The organism is Litoreibacter ponti, assembly GCF_003054285.1.
In the GTDB taxonomy this organism is placed as follows: Bacteria; Pseudomonadota; Alphaproteobacteria; order Rhodobacterales; family Rhodobacteraceae; genus Litoreibacter; species Litoreibacter ponti.
The window spans coordinates 160,799-180,248 of sequence record NZ_QBKS01000002.1 but is presented as its reverse complement, the minus strand read 5'-3'; the positions used below and the strand labels follow the sequence as shown (position 1 = coordinate 180,248).

Below are 19,450 nucleotides of genomic sequence, written 5' to 3'. Positions count from 1 at the left end.
TGACCGCGCACTCGGAAACAGGAGCCTCCATGACAGCCGCAACCACCCGTCTGGGCGTCGATATCGGCGGGACGTTCACCGATGTGGTGCTGGAAACAGGCGGGGCATCTTATTCAACCAAAGTGCTGACGACCTATGCGGCTCCGGAAACCGCAATCATCGACGGAATGTATCAGGTCTGCGCGAAGGCCGGGATCACGCCGGGCGACATTGACCAGATCATCCACGGCACGACGCTGGCCACCAACGCGCTGATCGAGCGGCGCGGGGCCAAGACCGCGCTGATCACGACCGAAGGCTTCCGCGACGTGATCGAGATGCGCACCGAGTCGCGCTTCGAGCAATATGACCTGAACCTGCAACTGCCCGAGCCGCTACTGCCGCGCCATATGCGCTTCACTGTGCAAGGCCGCATAGATGCCAATGGCGCCGTTCTGGTTGATATCGACCGAGCCGAGGTCGAGGCGGTCGTGGACCGGATCGCCGAAGCGGGGTTCGAAAGCGTCGCGGTTGGGCTGATCCACTCGTACCTCAACCCGGCCCACGAAGAGCTGGTGCGCGACGTGCTGACCGAAAAACTGCCAGATGTCGCTGTCTCGATCTCGTCCGAGGTCAGCCCGCAGATGCGCGAATACGAACGCTTCAACACGGTCGTGGCCAATGCGTATATCAAGCCGCTGATGGCCTCCTATCTCGGTCGTCTCGAGGACCGCCTGAAGGCCGAAGGCGTGACCTGTCGCATCTTCCTTATGCATTCGGGCGGCGGGATCATTTCGATCCAGAACGCCGCCGATTTCCCTGTCAGGCTGGTCGAAAGCGGCCCCGCAGGTGGCGCGGTCTTTGCCGCCCATATCGCGGCGCGATACGGGCTCGACAAGGTGTTGAGCTTCGATATGGGCGGCACCACCGCCAAGATTTGCTTGATCAAGAACCAGAGCCCCAAGACCAGTCGCGTCTTCGAGGTGGCTCGCACCTACCGGTTCAAGAAGGGATCCGGCATGCCCATTTCGATCCCCGTGATCGACATGGTCGAGATCGGGGCGGGCGGTGGCTCGCTGGCCCATGTAGACAGCATGCGCCAGATCCGGGTTGGGCCGGAGAGTGCGGGCTCCGAGCCCGGGCCTGCCTGCTACGGGCGTGGCGGTGCGCGGCCCGCGGTGACCGATGCGGACCTGATCCTCGGGCGACTCGAGGCAGAGGATTTTGCGGGCGGGACCATGACGCTGGACCGCGGCGCGTCAGAGGCCGCGCTGAACGCGCATATCGGTGGCGCACTCGACATGGATCACCAGCAGGCCGCGCACGGTCTGTCAGAAGTGGTCGACGAGAACATGGCCAACGCCGCGCGGGTACACGCGGTCGAAAACGGCGAGGACCTGTCGGACTACACCATGATTGCCTTCGGCGGCGCGGCTCCGTTGCACGCCGCGCGGCTGTGCGAAAAGTTGGGCATCGACCGCCTGCTGATCCCGCCCGGCGCCGGAGTGGGCAGTGCCATCGGGTTCCTGCGCGCGCCGTTCTCGTTCGAGGCCAATCGCTCTGTCTACATGGCCCTGTCCGATTTCGATGGCGCGGCCATCAGCACGCTGCTGCGCGAGTTGCGTGACGAGGCCACTGGCTTCGTGCGGACCTGCGACGCGGAAAGTCCGATCCTGGCCGATTTCAAGGTCTACATGCGCTACACGGGGCAAGGCTGGGAAATCCCCATCACCCTGTCCGAAGAGCAGGCTTTGACCCCCGATGCCGCGACCTTCAAAGCGCGGTTCGAAGAAGAATACGCCAAGCTCTTCTCCCGCACCGTCGAGGGTATGGACATCGAGATCACGGTCTGGGCGGTAAATGCCAGCACGCCGCCTGCGCCGGTTGCACGTATCGACGAGGTCACTGAGCTGAAAACAGCCGTGATCGGCGGCAAATGCACGGTCTTTGACCCGGCTGAGGGGCGCTTCGTTTCGGGCTACCGCTACGATCGTGACGGGCTAGAGCCTGGCTGCCATGTCGACTACCCCGGCAAGATCACCGAGTCCGAGACCACCATCGTTATCCCCTCAAGCCGACGAGCGGTGATCCAGCCCGACGGATGCATCGATCTGACCCGCAAGGAGGTCGCGCCATGACCAGCCATTCCACCGTTGCGTTTCAGGTCATGTGGAACCGCCTGATCTCGGTTGTGGAAGAGCAGGCGCAGGCGTTGGTGCGGACCGCTTTTTCGACCTCCGTGCGGGAGGCAGGGGATCTGTCGGCGGGTGTCTACGACACCCAAGGCCGCATGCTGGCCCAAGCCGTCACCGGCACGCCGGGCCACGTCAACGCGATGGCCGACGCGGTTGCGCATTTCATCCGTCGCATCGGGCGCGACAATATCCTCGACGGCGACATCTACATCACCAACGACCCGTGGGAGGGCACCGGCCACCTGCATGACATCACCATGGTCACGCCGTCCTTCCACAAGGGCCAGCATGTCGGCTTTTTTGCCTGCACCGCCCATATCGTCGATATCGGCGGGCGCGGCTTCGGGGCGGATGCGCAGTCTGTCTACGAGGAAGGGCTCTACATCCCGATCATGAAGTTCGCGGCGCGGGGCCGCGTCGACGAGACACTGACCCGCATTATTCGCGGCAATGTGCGTGAGCCGGATCAATTGATCGGCGACATCTATGCATTGGCGACCTGCAACGAGATCGGTCATCGCCGTCTTATCGAGATGATGGACGAGTTCGCGCTGGAAGACTTGAGCGGCATCGCCGCCTTCATCCTCGACAATTCTCGCCGCGCGACACTCGAGCGGATCGCGGCCCTGCCGCAGACCTCTGCCGCGGGCGAGATGACTATGGACGGCTTCGACGTGCCGATCACGTTGAAGGTCAATATCAGCGTCGAGGGCGACAGGATCGTGACCGACTTCACCGGGACATCCGCCGTCGACAAGAAAGGCATCAACTGCCCGCTGGTCTACACCAAGGCCTATGCCTGCTACGCGCTCAAAGTGGCGATTGCGCCCGAAATCCCCAACAACGCAGCCTCGCTCGCCCCGTTCGAGGTGACCGCGCCCGAGAACACGATTGTCAACGCGTTGCACCCGGCACCGGTAGCCCTGCGTCATATCGTGGGCCACTTCGTCCCCGACGCGGTGTTTGACGCGTTCGACAAGATCGTGCCCGGGCTGGTGCCCGCAGAGGGGGCAGGGTGCCTTTGCAACTTCCAGGTCTCGCTGCGCCCGCGCACCGATGCGCCAGCGCCCGCGACAGCGCGCCGCTCCGAGGTGCTGACGTTCAACTCCGGCGGCTCCGGCGCGCGGCCCGAGGTGGACGGGCTCAACGCCACCGCCTTCCCGTCCGGTGTGATGACCATGCCCATCGAGGCGACCGAGCACGCAGGCCCGGTCATAATCTGGCGCAAAGAGCTGCGGCCTGATAGCGGCGGCGCGGGCAAGACGCGCGGCGGTTTGGGGCAATACATGGAGGTCGGTGCGCAAGAAGGCCACGAATTCGACATCCAAGCCATGTTCGACCGCGGCACCTATCCGGCCAGGGGCAGGCGCGGCGGTCTTCCGGGCGCGCGGACAACCATCGCGCGGGACGATGGGGCCAAGATGCAGGTCAAGGGAAAGCAGTTCGTGCCACATGGCCGCAAAGTGATGATGGCTTTCCCGGGCGGGGCGGGCTACGGCGACCCGTCAGAGCGCCCCCGCGACGCAGTGATGCGCGATCTTGCGCTTGGCTACATATCAGCCGAGACGGCCATGCAGACCTACGGGCTGAGCCAGTCAGAGGTCGACGAGGTTGCTGCGCGGGTGCGCGAAGGTCGGGCGATCTAGCGCGGGTGCGCAGGACCAGCGCGCGGCGGCATGTGGTGGCATCGCGGTCGCGGATGGCCTAAACTTCTGCGACTGCGAAATTTTCAGGAGAGATGCGCGCGCGATGGGACGCCCTGACGCCGATTTTGACCGTTCAGAGCCGGGGCCGGTGCGCCGCAGCTTCGAGCTATACGTGTCGCGCCGCTTCACGGAGATGGAGCTGTCCGCCGTCACACACACGCTGATCGCCGCAAACCTGATGCTGGCGGAAGATCGGTTTTCGTGGCGCTTCGTGTCGGACACACCGGGCCTCGTCACGGGTATTTCCGGCATGCTGGTACGCGCGGAGCCTGCGATTGCAGATCACGGATTTTCAGACGTGATGATCGTGATCGGCGGCCCGATGGGAGACAAGCCCGCATGGCTGAGCCGCGCCCGCGCCATGCAGCGTCAGGGTCGGGCGGTGGTACTCTTGTCCGACGCGGCGACCGCCTACATCAAGGCCACGACGGCGCCCAAAGGCTATGTGACGACCCACTGGCGCGATCTCGCCGCACTGGAAGAGACCGGTTATTACCCGAACCTGACCTCGCATTTCTCGGAGGTGTCGAACGGCATCATCACGGCCGCAGGGGCCGCGGCGACCCCGGAGCTTGTGATCGGCCTGATCGCCCCGCAGCTGAAATCGGCGCAGGTCGCAGAGCTTGGCAATCGCCTGTTGTTGCAGTCGATCCGCAAGAGCGATGCCGAGCAGCCCAAGCGCATCGCTGACGACAAAAGCCTCTTTGATCACCGCGTGACCGAGGCGATCCGGCTGATGGAGGACACGATTGCCGAGCCGCTGTCCATGGCCGAGCTCTGCGCACAGGTAGGTCTATCGTCGCGTCATTTGGAACGGGTGTTTCGACAGGTGTTCAACGACAGCCCCGCGCGGTTCTACAAGCGGGTGCGGGCAAAACGCGCGCGCTCGATGATCGAGCAGACCCTGATGCCGATGGTCGAAATCGCGGTGGCGACGGGCTTTGGCTCGGTCGCGACGCTGTCGAAAGCGGTGAAGGACGAATATGGCATGACGCCGTCGAAAATGCGCTCACGCCGCAAGATCAAGCTTCTCGCGTTCGAGGAGGACGACGCCGCGACCAACGATCAGAGCGCCAGATAGCCGATTCCGCCGAACGCCACCGCGCAGCCCGCCCATTGCGGTGAAGTCATGCGCTCTTTGAGGAAAACCCATGCCAGGACGATCGTAAGCAGCCCGAAAGTAGACGCCGCCACCGCAGCATATTGCGCGTCGGGCAGACCGCCCGCCGACAGCACCGCGTAAAGCGCGACACCGTCGAGCAGGCCCATCACGATCAGAACCGGCCAAGCCGACGATGGCGGCAACAAGGGCAGGCGTCGGGATGTCAGATAGGCCGCCAGCAGGGCAATCGAGGTCACCCGGGTGATCAAGGATGCCGTCAGGTGGCCCGCAACCTCGCCCGCGGCCTGTCCCAGAGCGAATGTGCCGGCAAAGCCCACGGCGGCCAGCAGGGCATAGACGATCGTGCGCGGTTTTGATGGCACATCCATGGCGCCGTCATCGGACATGGCCGCGACGATCGACACGCCGATGATGATCGCGAAGACGGCCATCCACTGTAGCGCCGAGACCGGCGCGCCGGATAGCGCCGCGTAGCCAACTGAAAGGATCGGGTAGCTGGCAATGAGCGGCGCTACGAGCCGCACCGGTCCTCGTTGAAAGGCAGCGTAAAGCCCGACCGAGGCCAGCAGATAGAAAACCCCGGCGAGCAAAGCACCGGCAAGCGCGGGTCCTGTCACCGCGCCGTGCTCCGGTGCGACGGGCAGGAGCGCGACCTGCAATACGGTGCCTGCGGTCAGGACCATCAGCAGGGCTGGCAGGATCGCGACCGACTGGCTGACGCGGCGCACCAGAACGTCGTGCAGCCCCCAGCACAGGGCGGCGATCAGGCCGAGGGAAAGTGCAGACATGGGGGGCTCCGGCGGACGTCTCGTGCACAGACCCTGCGCCATCGCGCCAGTGGCGTCCAGAGGGCGCTTGCCGAGGTCGCCACGCTCCTTTAATCCGGTAGGACGACCAAGGGAGAGACCATGTCAGACGCATCCGGCCCGGCGATGGGCCCTGCCGCGGGCGGCGAGGCCGAGCGCGCGAAGTCCAAGCGCATCGGCGCGTTGAAGGCGCTTTGGCCGTTCATGAAGCCGTATCTGGGCCTGATGATCGCGGCGCTCGTGGCGCTGACGGTCACCGCTTGTGTGTCCTTGGTGTTGCCCATGGCGGTGCGCCGGGTCGTCGACAGCTTCGACGCGCGCGAGGCGACGCTGCTCAATCAATATTTCGGGGCTGCTCTGGGCATTGCGGCGATCTTGGCCGTCGGAACCGGCCTGCGCTACTACCTCGTGACCCGGCTCGGCGAGCGGGTCGTCGCCGATATCCGCCGCGCGGTGTTCGACAAGACCATCGGGATGAGCCCTGCGTTCTTCGAGAAGGTGATGACCGGCGAGGTGCTGTCGCGCATCACGACCGATACCACGCTGATCTTGTCGGTGATTGGCTCTTCTGTCTCCATCGCTTTGCGTAACATATTGATTTTCATCGGTGGTTTGGTGCTGATGCTGCTGACCTCGGCCAAGTTAAGCTCGTTGGTTTTGCTGATCGTCCCTGCGGTGATCGTGCCGATTATCGTGCTGGGGCGCCGTCTGCGGGTGCTCTCGCGGGAGAATCAGGACCAGATCGCGGCCTCATCGGGCAATGCGTCCGAGGCGCTGTTATCCGTGCAGACGGTTCAGGCTTTTACCCATGAGGCACCGTCTCGCGCACATTTCGCAGGCTTCACCGAGGCTGCATTTGACGCCGCGCGCAAACGTATCGCGACGCGCGCGGTGATGACGGTGATCGTGATCTTTCTGGTTTTCGCCGGGATTGTCGGTGTCCTGTGGATCGGGGCGCGCGATGTGCAGTCGGAGGCGATGACGCCGGGCGAGTTGGTGCAGTTCCTGATCTACGCCATCATGGTCGCGGGCGGCGTCGCCGCGCTGTCGGAAATCTGGGGCGAGCTGCAACGGGCCGCAGGCGCGACCGAACGGCTGGTCGAATTGCTGTCGGCCGAAGACACGGTACAGGATCCGCAGGACGCGCCGGAACTGGGCCGCTTGGAAGGCCGTGTGACGTTCGAGGACGTCGTCTTTCACTACCCCGCGCGCCCGACGGTCGCGGCGCTTGATGGTGTGTCGCTGGAGGTCAAACCGGGGGAGACTGTCGCCTTGGTCGGGCCTTCGGGCGCGGGCAAGTCGACGATCATCCAGCTGATCTTGCGGTTTTATGACCCCGATGCGGGATCCATCCGGCTGGATGGGCACGACCTGCGCGAGATCGACCGCGCCGATTTCCGCCGCTCCGTGGCGCTTGTCCCGCAAGACCCGGTGATTTTTGCGGCGTCTGCTCGCGAAAACATCCGCTTCGGGCGGCCTGACGCCAGCGATGCAGACGTGGAAGAGGCCGCCAAGGCCGCCGCGGCTCACGAGTTCCTGGTGGGCCTGCCGGATGGCTATGACAGTTATGTGGGCGAGCGCGGCGTGATGCTGTCGGGCGGGCAGAAGCAGCGCATCGCGCTGGCCCGGGCGATCTTGCGCGATGCGCCGATCCTGTTGCTCGACGAGGCGACATCGGCGCTTGATGCGGAAAGCGAGGCGGCGGTGCAGATGGCGGTCGAGCGTCTGTCGAAGGACCGCACCACGCTGGTCGTGGCGCACAGGCTTGCGACCGTGAAAAAGGCCGACCGTATCGTGGTCTTCGAGGCCGGGCGCATCGTCGCCACCGGCACGCATGATGCACTTGTCGCCGAGGGCGGGCTTTACGCGCGGCTGGCCCGATTGCAGTTTACCGAAGGATTGGCCGCGGAATAGCCGTGCCAACAAAACAAGGAAGGGGAGAAGATCATGGGACTATGGAGCTTTGTGAAAGACGCCGGAAAATCGCTGTTCGGCGCAGCCGAAGCCGCGGAGCCGGACGCGGAGACCTTGCAAAAAGAGATCAGTGACCTGGGACTGGACGCCACCGGCCTCGATATCTCGGTCGAGGGGGACAAGGTGAAGGTCGTAGGCGATGCGGTCAGCCAAGAGGTGAAGGAAAAGATCATTCTCGCAGTAGGCAATGTCGAAGGCGTCGCCGCGGTAGAGGACGAGGTCTCGGGCGGCGATCCGGTCTTCCACACGGTCAAGAAGGGCGACACGCTCTGGGGGATCTCAGCCAAAACGCTAGGCAATGGCGCGCGCTACGAAGAAATCTTTGAGGCCAACAAGCCGATGCTGACCCACCCTGACAAAATCTACCCCGGCCAGGTTTTGCGCATCCCGCAAGGCTGATCGGGACACCATCTCAACGAAAAGGGGCCGGTCTGGCCCCTTTTTTTTGAGTTTTGGCGTGGCGTCAGACTTGCGCGACGCGACAATTCCTCCCACCTTTGGGCGGAGGAAAAGGGCCGGTCACAAAGGCCCACCAAGGGAGGACTCTATGGGAAATTTCGCGAATAAGGCGGACCGTGATGCGATTCAGGCCGAAAGTGCCTGGGAGGAGCGGGATCTGCCGCGCACAATGTACGAATTCTTGTCCGCGACGCGCGACAAGTTTCCGACGCGCAACGCGTTCTCCTATCAGCTGACATCGGGCGCCACCGACAAGAACGAGACGCTGACCTGGACGCAGTTTCACGGCAAATGCATGCAGGCCGCCAACCTGTTTCGCGATCTCGGGATCGGCGAGAACGATGTAGTGGCCTACGTGCTGCCCAACGCATCCGAGACCGCCTACACGCTTCTTGGTGGCTCAATCGCGGGCATCGTGAATCCGATCAATCCGCTGCTCGAGCCAGAGCAGATCAGCGCGATCCTGCGCGAAACCGGCGCAAAGGTCGTCGTGACCCTGAAGCCATTTCCCAAAACCGATCTCGCACAAAAGGTGGCCCAAGCGGTCGCCCACGCCCCGAATGTGAAGCACATTCTGGAGGTTGATCTGCTGCGCTACCTGGGTGGTCTGAAGAAATTCATCGTTCCGTTCCTGCGCCCTAAAACCACTACGACGCACCACGCGAAAGTGCTCGATTTCGTGGCCGAGGCGTCGAAGAAATCGACCGACCTGATGTTCGAGGACAGCGGAACGGATCGCGTCGCCTTCTACTTTCACACGGGCGGCACCACGGGCATGCCCAAAGTTGCCCAGCACAAGTATTCCGGGGTGATTTATAATGGCTGGCTCGGGCGCAAACTGCTCTTCACCGAGCAGGATGTGCTGATGTGCCCGTTGCCGCTCTTCCACGTTTTCGCATCACACGTGGTGCTGATGTCGGTGATTGCGTCGGGCGCGCATGTGGTCTTCCCGACCCCGCAAGGTTATCGCGGCGAGGGGGTGTTCGACAACTTCTGGAAGCTTATCGAACGCTACAAGGTGACGTTCATGATCACGGTGCCAACAGCGATTTCCGCGCTGATGCAGCGGCCGGTTGATGCGGATATCTCGTCGCTTCAGATCGCATTCTCGGGCTCTTCACCGCTGCCGGTCGAGCTGTACAACCGCTTCGAGAAAGCCTGCGGGGTCACGATCGTCGAGGGCTACGGGCTGACCGAAGCTACCTGCCTTGTCTCGATCAACCCGCCGTCGGGGGAGAAGAAGGTGGGCTCGATCGGGATCCCATTCCCGTATTGTGATGTCTCGATCCGCAATGTCGCCGATGGATCCGTCTGCGGTGTCGACGAGATCGGCGAGATTTGTGTGAGCAACCCGGGTGTGTTCGCAGGGAACACATATACCGAGGCCGACAAAAACGCGGACCTTTACTATGACGAGACCTTCCTGCGCACCGGCGATCTTGGTCGCCTGGACGGGGACGGATACCTCTGGATCACGGGTCGCGCGAAGGATCTGATTATCCGCGGCGGTCACAATATCGACCCGGCCGAGATCGAAGAGGCCCTTGCCGGCCACCCCGACGTCGCCTTCGCCGGTGCCATTGGACAACCCGATGCGCATGCCGGCGAAATTCCGTGCGTCTATGTCGAGCTGGTGTCCGGCGGAAAAGCGTCGATTGATGATCTGATGGCATACGCGAAGGATAAGGTCCACGAGCGCGCCGCGCATCCGAAGTATATCGAATTGATGGACGAGCTGCCGAAAACCGCTGTGGGCAAAATCTTCAAGCCTGATCTGCGCAAGCGGGCGATCACGAGGATCTACAATGCGGCGCTCGACGAGGCGAATGTCGAAGCCGAGGTCATCGCAGTTCTCGAGGACAAGAAGCGCGGTCTGGTCGCACAAGTGGCCAAGAAAGGCGACGCGTCCGAGGATCAGGTGAAAGAAGTCTTGGGATCCTTCACCCGTCCATGGGAATGGGCTGCCTGATTTAAAAATGAATTGAGATGGCCGCGTTGATCCGCGGCCATTTTTCTTTGATCAGCCCCTTGGCCGGTTTTCCGGACCCTTGGATTTGCGCGCAGGCACAATATTTGTCGATCAAGCAGCGGGCATCGCCCCCTGCACGAGTTTCGCGGCGACCTCCAAATCGGACGGCTCCAGTGGCTTGTTGAAATAGGCTTTCACGGCGTTGAACTGCGCGGCTCGTGCCTGATCGGCGACACTAAGCGATGTCGTCAACATGATGACAACAGCCGCGCGAAACCTGGGACCTAGTTGGAGTTCTGCTGCCTCGAGAAACTCGAAGCCGGACATGCGTGGCATGTTGATATCCAGCAATATCAAATCAACTGGTGGGTTGGCCGGATCCGACAAGTACTCCAAAGCCTCGTCTGCGTAGGTGAATGACAGGATTTCCTGCGCCATTTTCGAGCGCCCGAGAATGCGTTTGTACATCATCTGATCGAAGCTTTCGTCATCGACCAGCATCACCCGTCCCAGGCCCGGATCGCTTTTGGAGTTCATGCAGCGCTCCTTGTTATGGATAGCTCGTCGTCAAGTTCGATCGTACTCGGGCGAAGGGCGGCCGGACGCAGGGTCGCAATGAAACAGCTTCCGGCGCCTTCTTCCGACTCGACCATGATGTTGCCTCCGTGATTTCTTGCGATGCGGTGGCATGTCGTCAGCCCAAGGCCGGTTCCCGGATAACTCTCGCGAACGTGCAGTCTTTGGAACAAGCCGAATATCTTTGAATGGTTCTCTGGCGAAATCCCGATACCGTTGTCACGGACCCAAAGCTCGATCACTCCGCTCGGGCCAAGGTCATTTACGCCGATCGTGATCTGCGGCTGGGCACCATCGAGTTGGAATTTAAGCGCGTTCTGAACAAGGTTTTTCAGCAGGACCTTGATTTGCATCGGATGTCCAAAGAATTGCGGTAGGGGTTCCACATCGATGCGGGCATCCCTTTGAGAAATTTCGTCGTTGAACTCGACCAGCACATCAGAAACGCACTCGTTCAGGTCAAGGGTTTCCGGCTCGCTTTGTGGATTGGTGGCCCAGCAGTATTGCAGCAGGTCTTCGATTTGCATCTCCATGCGCTTCACCGTGCCGAGCGCCATCTCGAGGAGTTGGTTTCCGTCCTCATCCATCTTCGGTGCGTGTTCGAGCGACATCTCGTTGAGCAAAAGATGCATCGTATTTGCGGGTGATTTCAGGTCGTGTGAGACCGCATACGTGAAATCGGACTGCTCCCGGCGAAGCGCCTCGCTTTCCTGCCAGGCGTCCTCGAGACGCTTTCGATCCGATGCGATTTGCTCGTTCTTAGCGAGAAGGGACTGGGTCTTGGCCTGAAGGCTCTTGTGAGCGTCAGAGAGCTGCACGTTGCGCGCCCGCAACGTGTCCAGAGTCGCCTGGATCAATCGGTGACCGGGCAGGAACACCAAAAGTATCTCCACCACAATGATCGCAAGCGCAATGATCAGCGAATACCACCCCAAGTCCCGCATCGTGTTGAGACGTTGCAGCGACGCGGCCTCGGTTGCCGCGACAACCTTATCAAGATCCGCCAAAAGCCCACCGCGCTCAATCTCTTTGAGGCGTTGCAGGCTCTGCGCGGTGTCGTTTCCGTCGACGATCTTGCGCGCCTGCACGAGGTAGTCTTTCACGCGGGCATTCAGAGGTGTGGCCCCGTCGATGCTGGCGAAATACAGCTCGACCCGGGCTGCATCCAGATCGCTTCGGGTGCTCAGAGCAATATGCGAGGCTTCGAACAGGTCTATGGCTGCCTCCAGCTCTTCGATGGCGGTGCGCAAAGCCATGCGCGTGTTTTCCGTATCGGCCCCATCAGAGGTCAGAAGGTCCTGAGACAGATAGATAATTCGCTGACTGAGCATCCTCTGGCGCCCACTGATATTGATCTCGGACGCGTCGACCTCGACTTGTTTCGTCACCCTGTCGGTCAGAAACAGCGAGGCCGTCACACTCGTAAACAAAACGGCCAGGGCCGCGAGGTACATGAGAAAAATGCGCCTGAGGCTCATATGTGCGGAACGCTCGGAGGTCATGGAAACGCTTGATTTGTCGCTATCAGTCAGACACCCATAGCGACCGGGCTCTTAATGGCGAGTTAAGCTAATGCAATAACTTAGCCAGCCAGGCGAGTTCTCAGAATTTTCGAGGATTGGAGGGTCGAGATGGTGCTGTGAGAGAGGATTGAACTCTCGACCTCACCCTTACCAAGGGTGTGCTCTGCCACTGAGCTACCACAGCATCTCCACCTGCGTGTGAGCGGCTGGATAAGACCAAATCTGGCTGGGTGCAACCCTTATCTGGACCCTTTTGGCGGCTTGCGGTAACACCGTCGCATGAGCGAAAAGACGCCCCCGAAGCGGCCCGCCAAGCCACAATCGGGACCTTCCAGCGCGGCGGATGCGCGGAAGGCCCGGCTGAAGGCTGCGCTGAAGGCCAATATGGGGCGGCGCAAGCAGCAGGCACGGGCCAGAAAATCCCCCGCGGACGCGGGCAATAACGAGCAAAAAGGGCAGTGAAATATGGACAAGATCATCGTGACGGGCAATGGCCCCTTGCGGGGGCAAATCCCCATCTCGGGCGCGAAGAATACCTGTCTCAAACTGATGACGGCGGCACTTCTCAGCGACGAGCCGCTGACCCTGACCAATGTGCCGCGCCTGTCGGATATCGGGACCTTGTCGGCCCTGCTGGAAAGCCTTGGTTGCGAGGTGGCCTTGCTGAACGGCGGCAACGTGATGGTGCTGTCCGCGGGGCAGATCACTAATCGCAAGGCGGACTACGAGATGGTGCGCAAGCTGCGCGCCTCGTTCAATGTTCTGGGTCCCTTGGTCGCGCGCGAGCACGAGGCGACGGTGTCGCTGCCCGGCGGTTGCGCTATCGGCGCGCGCAAGGTCGACCTGCACCTGATGGCTTTGGAAAAGCTGGGGGCGACGATTACGCTGGACGAAGGCTACGTGCATTGCAGCGCGCCCAATGGGCTGGCCGGAGCGGTGATCGAATTCCCGTTCGTGACCGTGGGCGGGACCGAGAACGCGATCACGGCGGCGACGCTCGCGAAGGGGACGACCGTGATCAAGAATGCGGCGCGCGAGCCGGATACGGTTGATTTGTGCAAGTGTTTGAGCGCGATGGGCGCCAAGATCAGCGGTGCCGGAACGTCCGAGATCACAATCGAGGGCGTGGACCGTCTGCATGGCGCCACCCACGAGGTGATCCCAGACCGGATTGAGCTTGGCACCTTCATGATCGCGCCGGCGATTGCCGGCGGCGAGGTGGAACTGATCGGCGGGCGTCGTGATCTCGTTGATGCTTTCTGCAATAAACTGGAGGCCACAGGCGTCGAGATTTCTCAAACGGATCGCGGGCTTAAGGTGTCGCATAATGGCGATCGTCTGCGCCCCGTCGATGTCGAAACCGAGCCGTTCCCGGGATTTCCGACGGATTTGCAGGCGCAGATGATGGCGGCGCTGTGCCTGGCAGATGGCACCTCCGAGCTGCATGAGACGATTTTCGAGAACCGCTTCATGCACGCACCAGAGCTGATCCGGATGGGCGCTCAGATCGACGTGCAGGGCGGGCATGCGAAAGTGACCGGCGTTGAAAAAATGAAAGGCGCTCAGGTGATGGCGACGGATCTGCGCGCCTCGGTCTCGCTGATCCTTGCGGGTCTCGCGGCAGAGGGGGAGACGACGGTGGGCCGGGTCTATCACCTCGACCGTGGCTACGAGCGGATCGAAGAGAAATTGAGCGGGGTCGGGGCCTTGATCAAAAGGGTGCCCGAATGAGCGATGACGCCCGGTTCGAGGATGGTGCGGAGCGCGGCTTGCGGCTGCGGGCTGAGGATGCGGAGGACCTGAAAGTCGTATCCTCCCTGATCCAGGACGCCGTGTTTCCCGTGGGTGAGATGTCGTGGACCCCGTCGAAGCGGCGCTTCGCCCTGTTGCTCAATCGCTTCCGCTGGGAGGACGCGCCAAAGGCCAGACGATTGGGGCGCGAATTTGAGCGTGTACGCTCGGTTCTCGCGTTTGATGACGTGAAAAAGGTTGCGTCCAGCGGGCTTGATCGCTCCGATGCGGGCTTGGTCCTGTCGCTGCTTTCAGTAGCATGGTTGCCTGGCGAGGACGGGGCAGGGCGGTTCGAGCTGACCCTGGCGGGCGACGGTGCTCTCGCGTTGGATGTCGAGTGCATCAACGTGACTTTGCAAGACGTCACACGCCCCTATGTCGCCCCCTCCGGTCAGGCGCCAGAGCACCCGGAATGATCCGCTGGCTCGGGGCGGAGGATCTCGCCGCGTGGCGCGATATCCGCGCGGAGGGACTGCGCCTTTGCCCAAGCGCCTTTCTGACGACGCTGGACGAATTTCTTGCGGAAAGTGATGCGAGCGTGGCGGCGAAGCTTGCGAAGGGCCAGGTCCTTGGCGGCTTTGTCGACGGTGCGTTGATGGCGGTCGTGGCCTACGGCCGAAAGTCCGGGAAGGACTTGACCAGCCACCGGGCCGAGCTTGGCGCGGTCTACGTGCGCCCTGCTGCGCGTGGCTTGGGTCTTGCGGCGCGGCTGATGCAGCAGCTTGAGGCGCATGCGATATTTGAAGGGGTCACCCAGCTTGAGCTTTATGTCGAAGGGCAGAATGCAGTGGCGATCCGGTTTTATGAAAAACTGGGCTATGTCCAGTACGGCAAGCTCCCCAATGCGGTGATGCGCGACGGCGTGGGCGTAGACGATTTATTCATGGTGCGCGCTTTGGGTCGTTGAGCCCCGCCCGCGCGCGCTATATGACACGCTCATGCCGATGTTTTTGAACAGCAAAGATGCCGATTTTGATGCCGCTTTCGCGCGCCTTCTGACGATGAAGCGCGAGGACAGCCCGGATGTGGACGCCACCGTGGCCGACATTATTGCGGACGTGCGCGCCCGCGGCGACGCGGCGGTGATCGAGCTGACCGCGACGTTCGACCGGATGCAGCTGACACCCGAAACGCTCGCCTTCAGCGCAGACGAGATCGAGACCGAAATCGCCAAGGTGTCGCCAGAGGAACGCGCGGCACTTGAGCTCGCCGCCGACCGCATCCGCGCTTATCACGACCGGCAAATGCCGAGCGACGCATCCTGGGACGGCCCGCACGGCGAAATGCTTGGCTGGCGCTGGACGGCGGTCGAGGCCGCGGGGCTCTACGTTCCGGGCGGGCTGGCAAGCTATCCGTCCTCGGTTCTGATGAATGCGATCCCGGCTCAGGTCGCAGGCGTTGAGCGTCTGGTGATCTGTGCGCCGACGCCGGACGGCGTTGCGAACCCGCTGGTGTTGCTGGCGGCAAAGCTCTCCGGGGTCGAGACGATCTACCGGATCGGCGGCGCGCAGGCGATCGCGGCGCTGGCGTTTGGCACGCAGACCATTGACCCGGTCGACAAGATCACAGGTCCCGGCAATGCCTTCGTGGCCGCCGCCAAGCGCCGTGTCTTTGGCCGTGTCGGCATCGACATGATCGCCGGTCCGTCGGAAATCCTTGTGATCGCCGACAAGCACAACGACCCCGACTGGGTCGCGGTCGATCTGCTGAGCCAGGCCGAACATGACGAGAGCGCGCAAAGCATCCTGATCACCGATGATGCAGAATTCGGGCAAGCGGTCGCCGATGCGGTGGAGCGCCGCCTGAAGACGCTGGAGCGCCGCGCGATCGCGGGGCCGTCCTGGCAGGATTACGGGGCGGTGGTGGTCGTCCAGGACATGGATGAGGCGGTCACCCTGTCCGACCGGATTGCGCCGGAACATCTTGAAATCGCGTGTGAAAATGCCGACGACATTGCGGCGCGCATTCGCCACGCGGGCGCGATTTTCATTGGGGCGTACACGCCCGAGGCGATTGGTGACTACATCGGTGGGCCGAACCATGTGCTGCCGACTGCGCGTTCGGCTCGGTTCTCGTCGGGCCTGTCTGTGATGGATTTTGTTAAACGCACCACATTGGCGCGCATGACGCCCGAGGCGCTCAAGGCCATTGGTCCCGCGGCAGAAACGCTGGCAAAAGCCGAAGGGCTAGAGGCGCATGGCCTGTCGGTCAGGGCACGATTGGAAAGGTTAAACGATGAGTAAGCTATGCGCGGTCCGCATCGACGATAGCGGCCTTCCGACCCCCACGCCCGAGATCGAGCAGGAACGCAAGGTCGCCATCTTTGATCTGCTGGAGCAGAACAGCTTCGCCCTGCCGCAGGACGGCGCGCCGGAGGGGCCCTACAAGCTTGAGCTTGCGATCCGAGAGCGTCGGCTGGTGTTCGATGTACAGACCGAAGCGGATGAGAAGGCGGTGGAATTTCACCTGTCCCTCGGCCCGTTTCGACAGGTCGTGAAGGACTACTTCCAGATCTGCGAAAGCTATTTCGACGCGGTCAAGAAGCTCTCCCCGGCACAGATCGAGACGATCGACATGGCCCGCCGGGGCATTCACAATGAGGGCGCCCAGGTTTTGATGGAGCGTCTCGAGGGCAAGGCCGAGGTCGATAGTGACACCGCACGGCGCCTTTTCACCCTGATCTGCGTTCTTCATTTCGGGGGCTGAGCGGATGTCGGCGGATCATCCCCAATCGGTGCTGTTCTGCTGTGACCACAACGCAGTGCGCTCTCCGATGGCCGAGGGCTTGATGAAGAAGTTCTACGGCACCGACATCTATATCCAGTCGGCGGGGGTGAAGAACGATCTCGACATCGACGGCTTCTCGGTCGCAGTCTGCGCCGAGCTGGGGGTCGAGCTGTCGCGCCACCGCACCCGCAGCTTTGAGGAGATGCAGGAATGGGGGGACGATCTGTCGGGCTTCGATTTGATTGTGGCGCTCAGCCCTGCCTCGCAGCGCCAGGCGTTGGAGATGACCCGTCTCTACCATCTAGATGTCGAATACTGGCCGATCCTTGATCCCACGGGGCTTGGCGAGGGGCGTGAGGAAAAGCTGAACTCGTACCGCATGGCCCGCGACCAGATCAAAGAGCGCATCCTCAAGCGATTTGGCCCGCCAACGGCCTTAAAATAGCGCGCCGCGCCGCACTTGGGGCGAGTTAACCCTTGAAAACCCCCAAGACCCGGCGCATTTAGTGCCACGCCCGCAGCTTGGTGGGCGCAACAACGGAGTGAACATGGCCAAGGAAGAACTGCTCGAATTCCCCGGCGTCGTGAAGGAACTCCTGCCGAACGCGACATTTCGGGTCGAGCTGGAAAACGGCCATGAGATCATCGCACATACGGCAGGCAAGATGCGCAAGAACCGCATCCGTGTTCTGGCAGGCGACAAGGTGCAGGTCGAGATGACCCCCTATGATCTGACCAAGGGTCGGATCAACTACCGCTTCAAGTGACCACGCTGGCCCGGGACCCCGGGTTGCGGCTGGTTTTGGGTTCTGGCTCGCCGCGGCGGCTGGAGCTTTTGGCGCAGCTGGGGATCACACCCGACGACGTGCGCCCCCCCGACATTGACGAGACCCCGCAGCCGGGTGAGCTGCCTCGCGCTTATTGTCAGCGCATCGCGCGCAGCAAGGCGGAGGCGTTGGAGCTTGCCCCGGATGAGGTCGCGCTGTGCGCGGATACGACGGTCGCCGTGGGACGGCGCATTCTGGGCAAGCCCGCCGATGCGGCCGAGGCGGCGCAGTTTCTGCTGTCGTTGTCCGGGCGCCGCCACAAGGTCATCACTGCGGTCGCTGTGAAGCGTGACGCGCAGATCTGGGAGCGAGACGTGGTCACAACTGTGAAGATGAAATCGCTCTCGGACGAAGAATTGAACGGCTACCTGGCAACCGACGATTGGCAGGGCAAGACGGGCGGCTACGCGATCCAAGGCCCCGCAGGCGCGTTCATCCCGTGGATCGAGGGCTCCTACACGGCCGTGGTCGGCCTGCCAGTGGCCGAAGCCGCGGTCCTGTTGCGCGCCGCGGGCTTCGAGGCGCGGCGATGAAGGGCGCGCGGATCGTATTGGGCCAGCTTGACGGGCGCGAGGCCGCGGCCCGGCTGGTGGATGGACAACTCGACGATCTGTTGCTTGCCCCCGCAGATGATGCACCACCCGCGCCCGGCGCCATTTTCCGCGCCACCGCAGACCGCCCCGTGAAGGGACAGGGCGGCATGATCATCAAGCTCCCGGACGGTGACACCGCGCTTTTGCGCGGCGCGCAGGGGCTCAAGCCCGGCGCGACGATGCTCGTGCAGGTGACCTCCTACGCTGAGCCGCACAAGGCCGTTCCGGTCACGGATCGGCTGATCTTCAAGGGCCGCGCCGTGATCGTGACGCCTGGGGCGAAGGGTCTAAACGTCTCCCGCCAGATCCGCGATGAGGACGTGCGTGAGACCCTGCTCGAGGCGCTGCACCGCTCCCGCGCGCCTGAGGCCGGGCATGGCGTGATCCTGCGCACCGGCGCGGTCGGCCTTGATCCTGACGATATCGCCGAGGAAGCAGATAGCCTGCTCGATCTGGCCGATGCGGTGCTCGCGGACACGGAAGGCCCGCCCGAGCTTCTGGTCGATGCGCCCGGGCCGCATGATCTGGCGTGGCGTGATTGGCCCTATGGAGACGAGAACGTGGAGGGGTTCGAGGCGCACGGCGTTCTCGATGCGCTGGCCGCCCTTGATGATCCGCAGGTGCCGATTGCCCAAGGCTCGATCTTCATAGAGCCGACGCGCGCGCTGGTGGCGGTCGATGTCAACACAGGTGGGGATTTCTCGCCCGCTGCGGGCCTGAAGGCGAACCTGGCCATGGCCAAGGTCTTGCCCCGCGCATTGCGCCTGCGCGGGCTTGGCGGTCAGATCACGCTTGATCTCGCGCCGATGCCCAAAAAGGACCGCAAGCAGTTCGAGGTCGCGTTGCGGCAGGCTTTCCGCGCAGACAGCATCGAGACCTCCCTTGTCGGCTGGACCCCGCTGGGGCATTTTGAGTTGCAACGAAAGCGCGAGCGCTTGCCACTGCCCAAAGGACTGATCCAATGAGCTGCCCGATCTGCTCCAAGGAGACGGATGCCAAATTCCGCCCGTTTTGTTCCAAACGCTGTGCGGATGTGGATTTGGGTCGCTGGATGACGGGCGCCTACGCGGTCCCAAGCCAGGACCCTGATGACGAGGACGAACTGATGGAAGAGCTTGAAAAGGCGTTGGGCGAGATCGCCTCCAACACCCCGCGCAAGACCCATTGAAAGCTCGCTTGACGGGGGGCAATGCCTCGGTCCG

20 protein-coding genes and 1 tRNA gene are annotated in these 19,450 nt (G+C 62.5%); 17 read left to right on the top strand and 4 right to left on the bottom strand.

The features are described from left to right. The first annotated feature begins 29 nt into the window (after positions 1-29). The 3 genes from C8N43_RS14810 to C8N43_RS14800 all read left to right on the top strand — a co-directional run bounded on the left by C8N43_RS14810 (position 30) and on the right by C8N43_RS14800 (position 4,961). The gene (locus C8N43_RS14810; protein ID WP_107846544.1) at positions 30-2,117 is read left to right on the top strand and encodes a hydantoinase/oxoprolinase family protein; all 2,088 of its coding nucleotides are present in this window, start codon (positions 30-32) and stop codon (positions 2,115-2,117) included. Continuing rightward, the gene (locus tag C8N43_RS14805; protein ID WP_107846543.1) at positions 2,114-3,820 is read left to right on the top strand and encodes a hydantoinase B/oxoprolinase family protein; all 1,707 of its coding nucleotides are present in this window, start codon (positions 2,114-2,116) and stop codon (positions 3,818-3,820) included. Before C8N43_RS14810 ends, C8N43_RS14805 begins: the two co-directional genes overlap by 4 nt. A gap of 103 nt (positions 3,821-3,923) precedes the next feature. Beyond that, positions 3,924-4,961 carry a GlxA family transcriptional regulator gene (locus tag C8N43_RS14800; protein WP_107846542.1) on the top strand — a complete coding sequence of 346 codons (1,038 nt, stop codon included), beginning with the start codon at positions 3,924-3,926 and terminating at the stop codon, positions 4,959-4,961. Here the strand turns inward: C8N43_RS14800 and C8N43_RS14795 are convergent. Further along, positions 4,946-5,791, bottom strand: coding sequence for a DMT family transporter (locus tag C8N43_RS14795; protein WP_107846541.1), 846 nt, complete (start codon positions 5,789-5,791; stop codon positions 4,946-4,948). The genes C8N43_RS14800 and C8N43_RS14795 overlap by 16 nt on opposite strands. A 120-nt stretch (positions 5,792-5,911) precedes the next feature. On the opposite strand from C8N43_RS14795, the gene C8N43_RS14790 reads away from it, so the two are divergent. The 3 genes from C8N43_RS14790 to C8N43_RS14780 all read left to right on the top strand — a co-directional run bounded on the left by C8N43_RS14790 (position 5,912) and on the right by C8N43_RS14780 (position 10,211). Continuing rightward, a complete protein-coding gene (locus C8N43_RS14790) occupies positions 5,912-7,723 on the top strand; it encodes an ABC transporter transmembrane domain-containing protein (protein ID WP_107846540.1) in 1,812 nt (603 codons plus the stop codon). Between the two features lie 33 nt (positions 7,724-7,756). After that, positions 7,757-8,182: a peptidoglycan-binding protein LysM gene (gene lysM / locus C8N43_RS14785; RefSeq protein ID WP_107846539.1), complete on the top strand. Its 426-nt coding sequence runs from the start codon at positions 7,757-7,759 to the stop codon at positions 8,180-8,182. Between the two features lie 148 nt (positions 8,183-8,330). After that, positions 8,331-10,211 (top strand): acyl-CoA synthetase, encoded by a 1,881-nt coding sequence (locus C8N43_RS14780; protein ID WP_107846538.1) that lies wholly within the window; start codon positions 8,331-8,333, stop codon positions 10,209-10,211. Positions 10,212-10,322: 111 nt separating this feature from the next. Here C8N43_RS14780 and C8N43_RS14775 read toward each other — a convergent pair whose 3' ends face one another. The 3 genes from C8N43_RS14775 to C8N43_RS14765 all read right to left on the bottom strand — a co-directional run bounded on the left by C8N43_RS14775 (position 10,323) and on the right by C8N43_RS14765 (position 12,494). Beyond that, entirely contained in the window at positions 10,323-10,748 is a 426-nt protein-coding gene (locus C8N43_RS14775) for a response regulator (RefSeq protein WP_245913041.1), read from the bottom strand. Further along, positions 10,745-12,289 (bottom strand): sensor histidine kinase, encoded by a 1,545-nt coding sequence (locus C8N43_RS14770; protein ID WP_107846537.1) that lies wholly within the window; start codon positions 12,287-12,289, stop codon positions 10,745-10,747. The genes C8N43_RS14775 and C8N43_RS14770 overlap by 4 nt, the downstream gene beginning before the upstream one ends. Before the next feature lie 130 nt (positions 12,290-12,419). Continuing rightward, positions 12,420-12,494: transfer RNA gene (locus tag C8N43_RS14765), tRNA-Thr, on the bottom strand. A 95-nt stretch (positions 12,495-12,589) separates the two neighbouring features. Here C8N43_RS14765 and C8N43_RS14760 point away from each other — a divergent pair. From C8N43_RS14760 to C8N43_RS14710, 11 genes are all read left to right on the top strand, one after another. Continuing rightward, on the top strand, positions 12,590-12,772 hold the full coding sequence (locus tag C8N43_RS14760) for a hypothetical protein (protein ID WP_107846536.1): 183 nt from the start codon (positions 12,590-12,592) through the stop codon (positions 12,770-12,772). Between the two features lie 3 nt (positions 12,773-12,775). After that, on the top strand, positions 12,776-14,041 hold the full coding sequence (gene murA, locus C8N43_RS14755) for a UDP-N-acetylglucosamine 1-carboxyvinyltransferase (RefSeq protein ID WP_107846535.1): 1,266 nt from the start codon (positions 12,776-12,778) through the stop codon (positions 14,039-14,041). Further along, on the top strand, positions 14,038-14,517 hold the full coding sequence (locus tag C8N43_RS14750) for a DUF2948 family protein (RefSeq protein ID WP_107846534.1): 480 nt from the start codon (positions 14,038-14,040) through the stop codon (positions 14,515-14,517). The genes murA and C8N43_RS14750 overlap by 4 nt, the downstream gene beginning before the upstream one ends. Continuing rightward, positions 14,514-15,008, top strand: coding sequence for a GNAT family N-acetyltransferase (locus C8N43_RS14745; RefSeq protein ID WP_107846533.1), 495 nt, complete (start codon positions 14,514-14,516; stop codon positions 15,006-15,008). The genes C8N43_RS14750 and C8N43_RS14745 overlap by 4 nt, the downstream gene beginning before the upstream one ends. Before the next feature lie 31 nt (positions 15,009-15,039). Further along, positions 15,040-16,344 carry a histidinol dehydrogenase gene (gene hisD, locus C8N43_RS14740; protein WP_107846532.1) on the top strand — a complete coding sequence of 435 codons (1,305 nt, stop codon included), beginning with the start codon at positions 15,040-15,042 and terminating at the stop codon, positions 16,342-16,344. Further along, positions 16,337-16,807: a UPF0262 family protein gene (locus C8N43_RS14735; RefSeq protein WP_107846531.1), complete on the top strand. Its 471-nt coding sequence runs from the start codon at positions 16,337-16,339 to the stop codon at positions 16,805-16,807. Before hisD ends, C8N43_RS14735 begins: the two co-directional genes overlap by 8 nt. 4 nt (positions 16,808-16,811) lie before the next feature. After that, positions 16,812-17,273 carry an arsenate-mycothiol transferase ArsC gene (locus C8N43_RS14730; protein WP_107846530.1) on the top strand — a complete coding sequence of 154 codons (462 nt, stop codon included), beginning with the start codon at positions 16,812-16,814 and terminating at the stop codon, positions 17,271-17,273. 103 nt (positions 17,274-17,376) lie between these two features. Continuing rightward, positions 17,377-17,595: a translation initiation factor IF-1 gene (gene infA / locus C8N43_RS14725; protein ID WP_007205486.1), complete on the top strand. Its 219-nt coding sequence runs from the start codon at positions 17,377-17,379 to the stop codon at positions 17,593-17,595. A gap of 23 nt (positions 17,596-17,618) precedes the next feature. Further along, on the top strand, positions 17,619-18,188 hold the full coding sequence (locus tag C8N43_RS14720) for a Maf family protein (protein ID WP_107847265.1): 570 nt from the start codon (positions 17,619-17,621) through the stop codon (positions 18,186-18,188). Continuing rightward, positions 18,185-19,213 (top strand): ribonuclease E/G, encoded by a 1,029-nt coding sequence (locus C8N43_RS14715; protein WP_107846529.1) that lies wholly within the window; start codon positions 18,185-18,187, stop codon positions 19,211-19,213. Before C8N43_RS14720 ends, C8N43_RS14715 begins: the two co-directional genes overlap by 4 nt. Further along, positions 19,210-19,416 (top strand): DNA gyrase inhibitor YacG, encoded by a 207-nt coding sequence (locus C8N43_RS14710; protein WP_107846528.1) that lies wholly within the window; start codon positions 19,210-19,212, stop codon positions 19,414-19,416. The genes C8N43_RS14715 and C8N43_RS14710 overlap by 4 nt, the downstream gene beginning before the upstream one ends. Positions 19,417-19,450 lie beyond the last annotated feature (34 nt).

Bases quoted from the DNA above. Each gene is read 5' to 3' on its own strand.
- C8N43_RS14735 (WP_107846531.1), top strand. From the start codon at position 16,337: ATGAGTAAGCTATGCGCGGTCCGCATCGACGATAGCGGCCTTCCGACC.
- hisD (WP_107846532.1), top strand. From the start codon at position 15,040: ATGCCGATGTTTTTGAACAGCAAAGATGCCGATTTTGATGCCGCTTTC.
- C8N43_RS14800 (WP_107846542.1), top strand. From the start codon at position 3,924: ATGGGACGCCCTGACGCCGATTTTGACCGTTCAGAGCCGGGGCCGGTG.
- murA (WP_107846535.1), top strand. From the start codon at position 12,776: ATGGACAAGATCATCGTGACGGGCAATGGCCCCTTGCGGGGGCAAATC.
- C8N43_RS14715 (WP_107846529.1), top strand. From the start codon at position 18,185: ATGAAGGGCGCGCGGATCGTATTGGGCCAGCTTGACGGGCGCGAGGCC.
- C8N43_RS14745 (WP_107846533.1), top strand. From the start codon at position 14,514: ATGATCCGCTGGCTCGGGGCGGAGGATCTCGCCGCGTGGCGCGATATC.
- C8N43_RS14760 (WP_107846536.1), top strand. From the start codon at position 12,590: ATGAGCGAAAAGACGCCCCCGAAGCGGCCCGCCAAGCCACAATCGGGA.
- C8N43_RS14750 (WP_107846534.1), top strand. From the start codon at position 14,038: ATGAGCGATGACGCCCGGTTCGAGGATGGTGCGGAGCGCGGCTTGCGG.
- C8N43_RS14770 (WP_107846537.1), bottom strand. From the start codon at position 12,289: ATGACCTCCGAGCGTTCCGCACATATGAGCCTCAGGCGCATTTTTCTC.
- C8N43_RS14790 (WP_107846540.1), top strand. From the start codon at position 5,912: ATGTCAGACGCATCCGGCCCGGCGATGGGCCCTGCCGCGGGCGGCGAG.
- C8N43_RS14730 (WP_107846530.1), top strand. From the start codon at position 16,812: ATGTCGGCGGATCATCCCCAATCGGTGCTGTTCTGCTGTGACCACAAC.
- C8N43_RS14805 (WP_107846543.1), top strand. From the start codon at position 2,114: ATGACCAGCCATTCCACCGTTGCGTTTCAGGTCATGTGGAACCGCCTG.
- C8N43_RS14775 (WP_245913041.1), bottom strand. From the start codon at position 10,748: ATGAACTCCAAAAGCGATCCGGGCCTGGGACGGGTGATGCTGGTCGAT.
- C8N43_RS14810 (WP_107846544.1), top strand. From the start codon at position 30: ATGACAGCCGCAACCACCCGTCTGGGCGTCGATATCGGCGGGACGTTC.
- lysM (WP_107846539.1), top strand. From the start codon at position 7,757: ATGGGACTATGGAGCTTTGTGAAAGACGCCGGAAAATCGCTGTTCGGC.
- C8N43_RS14780 (WP_107846538.1), top strand. From the start codon at position 8,331: ATGGGAAATTTCGCGAATAAGGCGGACCGTGATGCGATTCAGGCCGAA.
- C8N43_RS14795 (WP_107846541.1), bottom strand. From the start codon at position 5,791: ATGTCTGCACTTTCCCTCGGCCTGATCGCCGCCCTGTGCTGGGGGCTG.
- infA (WP_007205486.1), top strand. From the start codon at position 17,377: ATGGCCAAGGAAGAACTGCTCGAATTCCCCGGCGTCGTGAAGGAACTC.
- C8N43_RS14710 (WP_107846528.1), top strand. From the start codon at position 19,210: ATGAGCTGCCCGATCTGCTCCAAGGAGACGGATGCCAAATTCCGCCCG.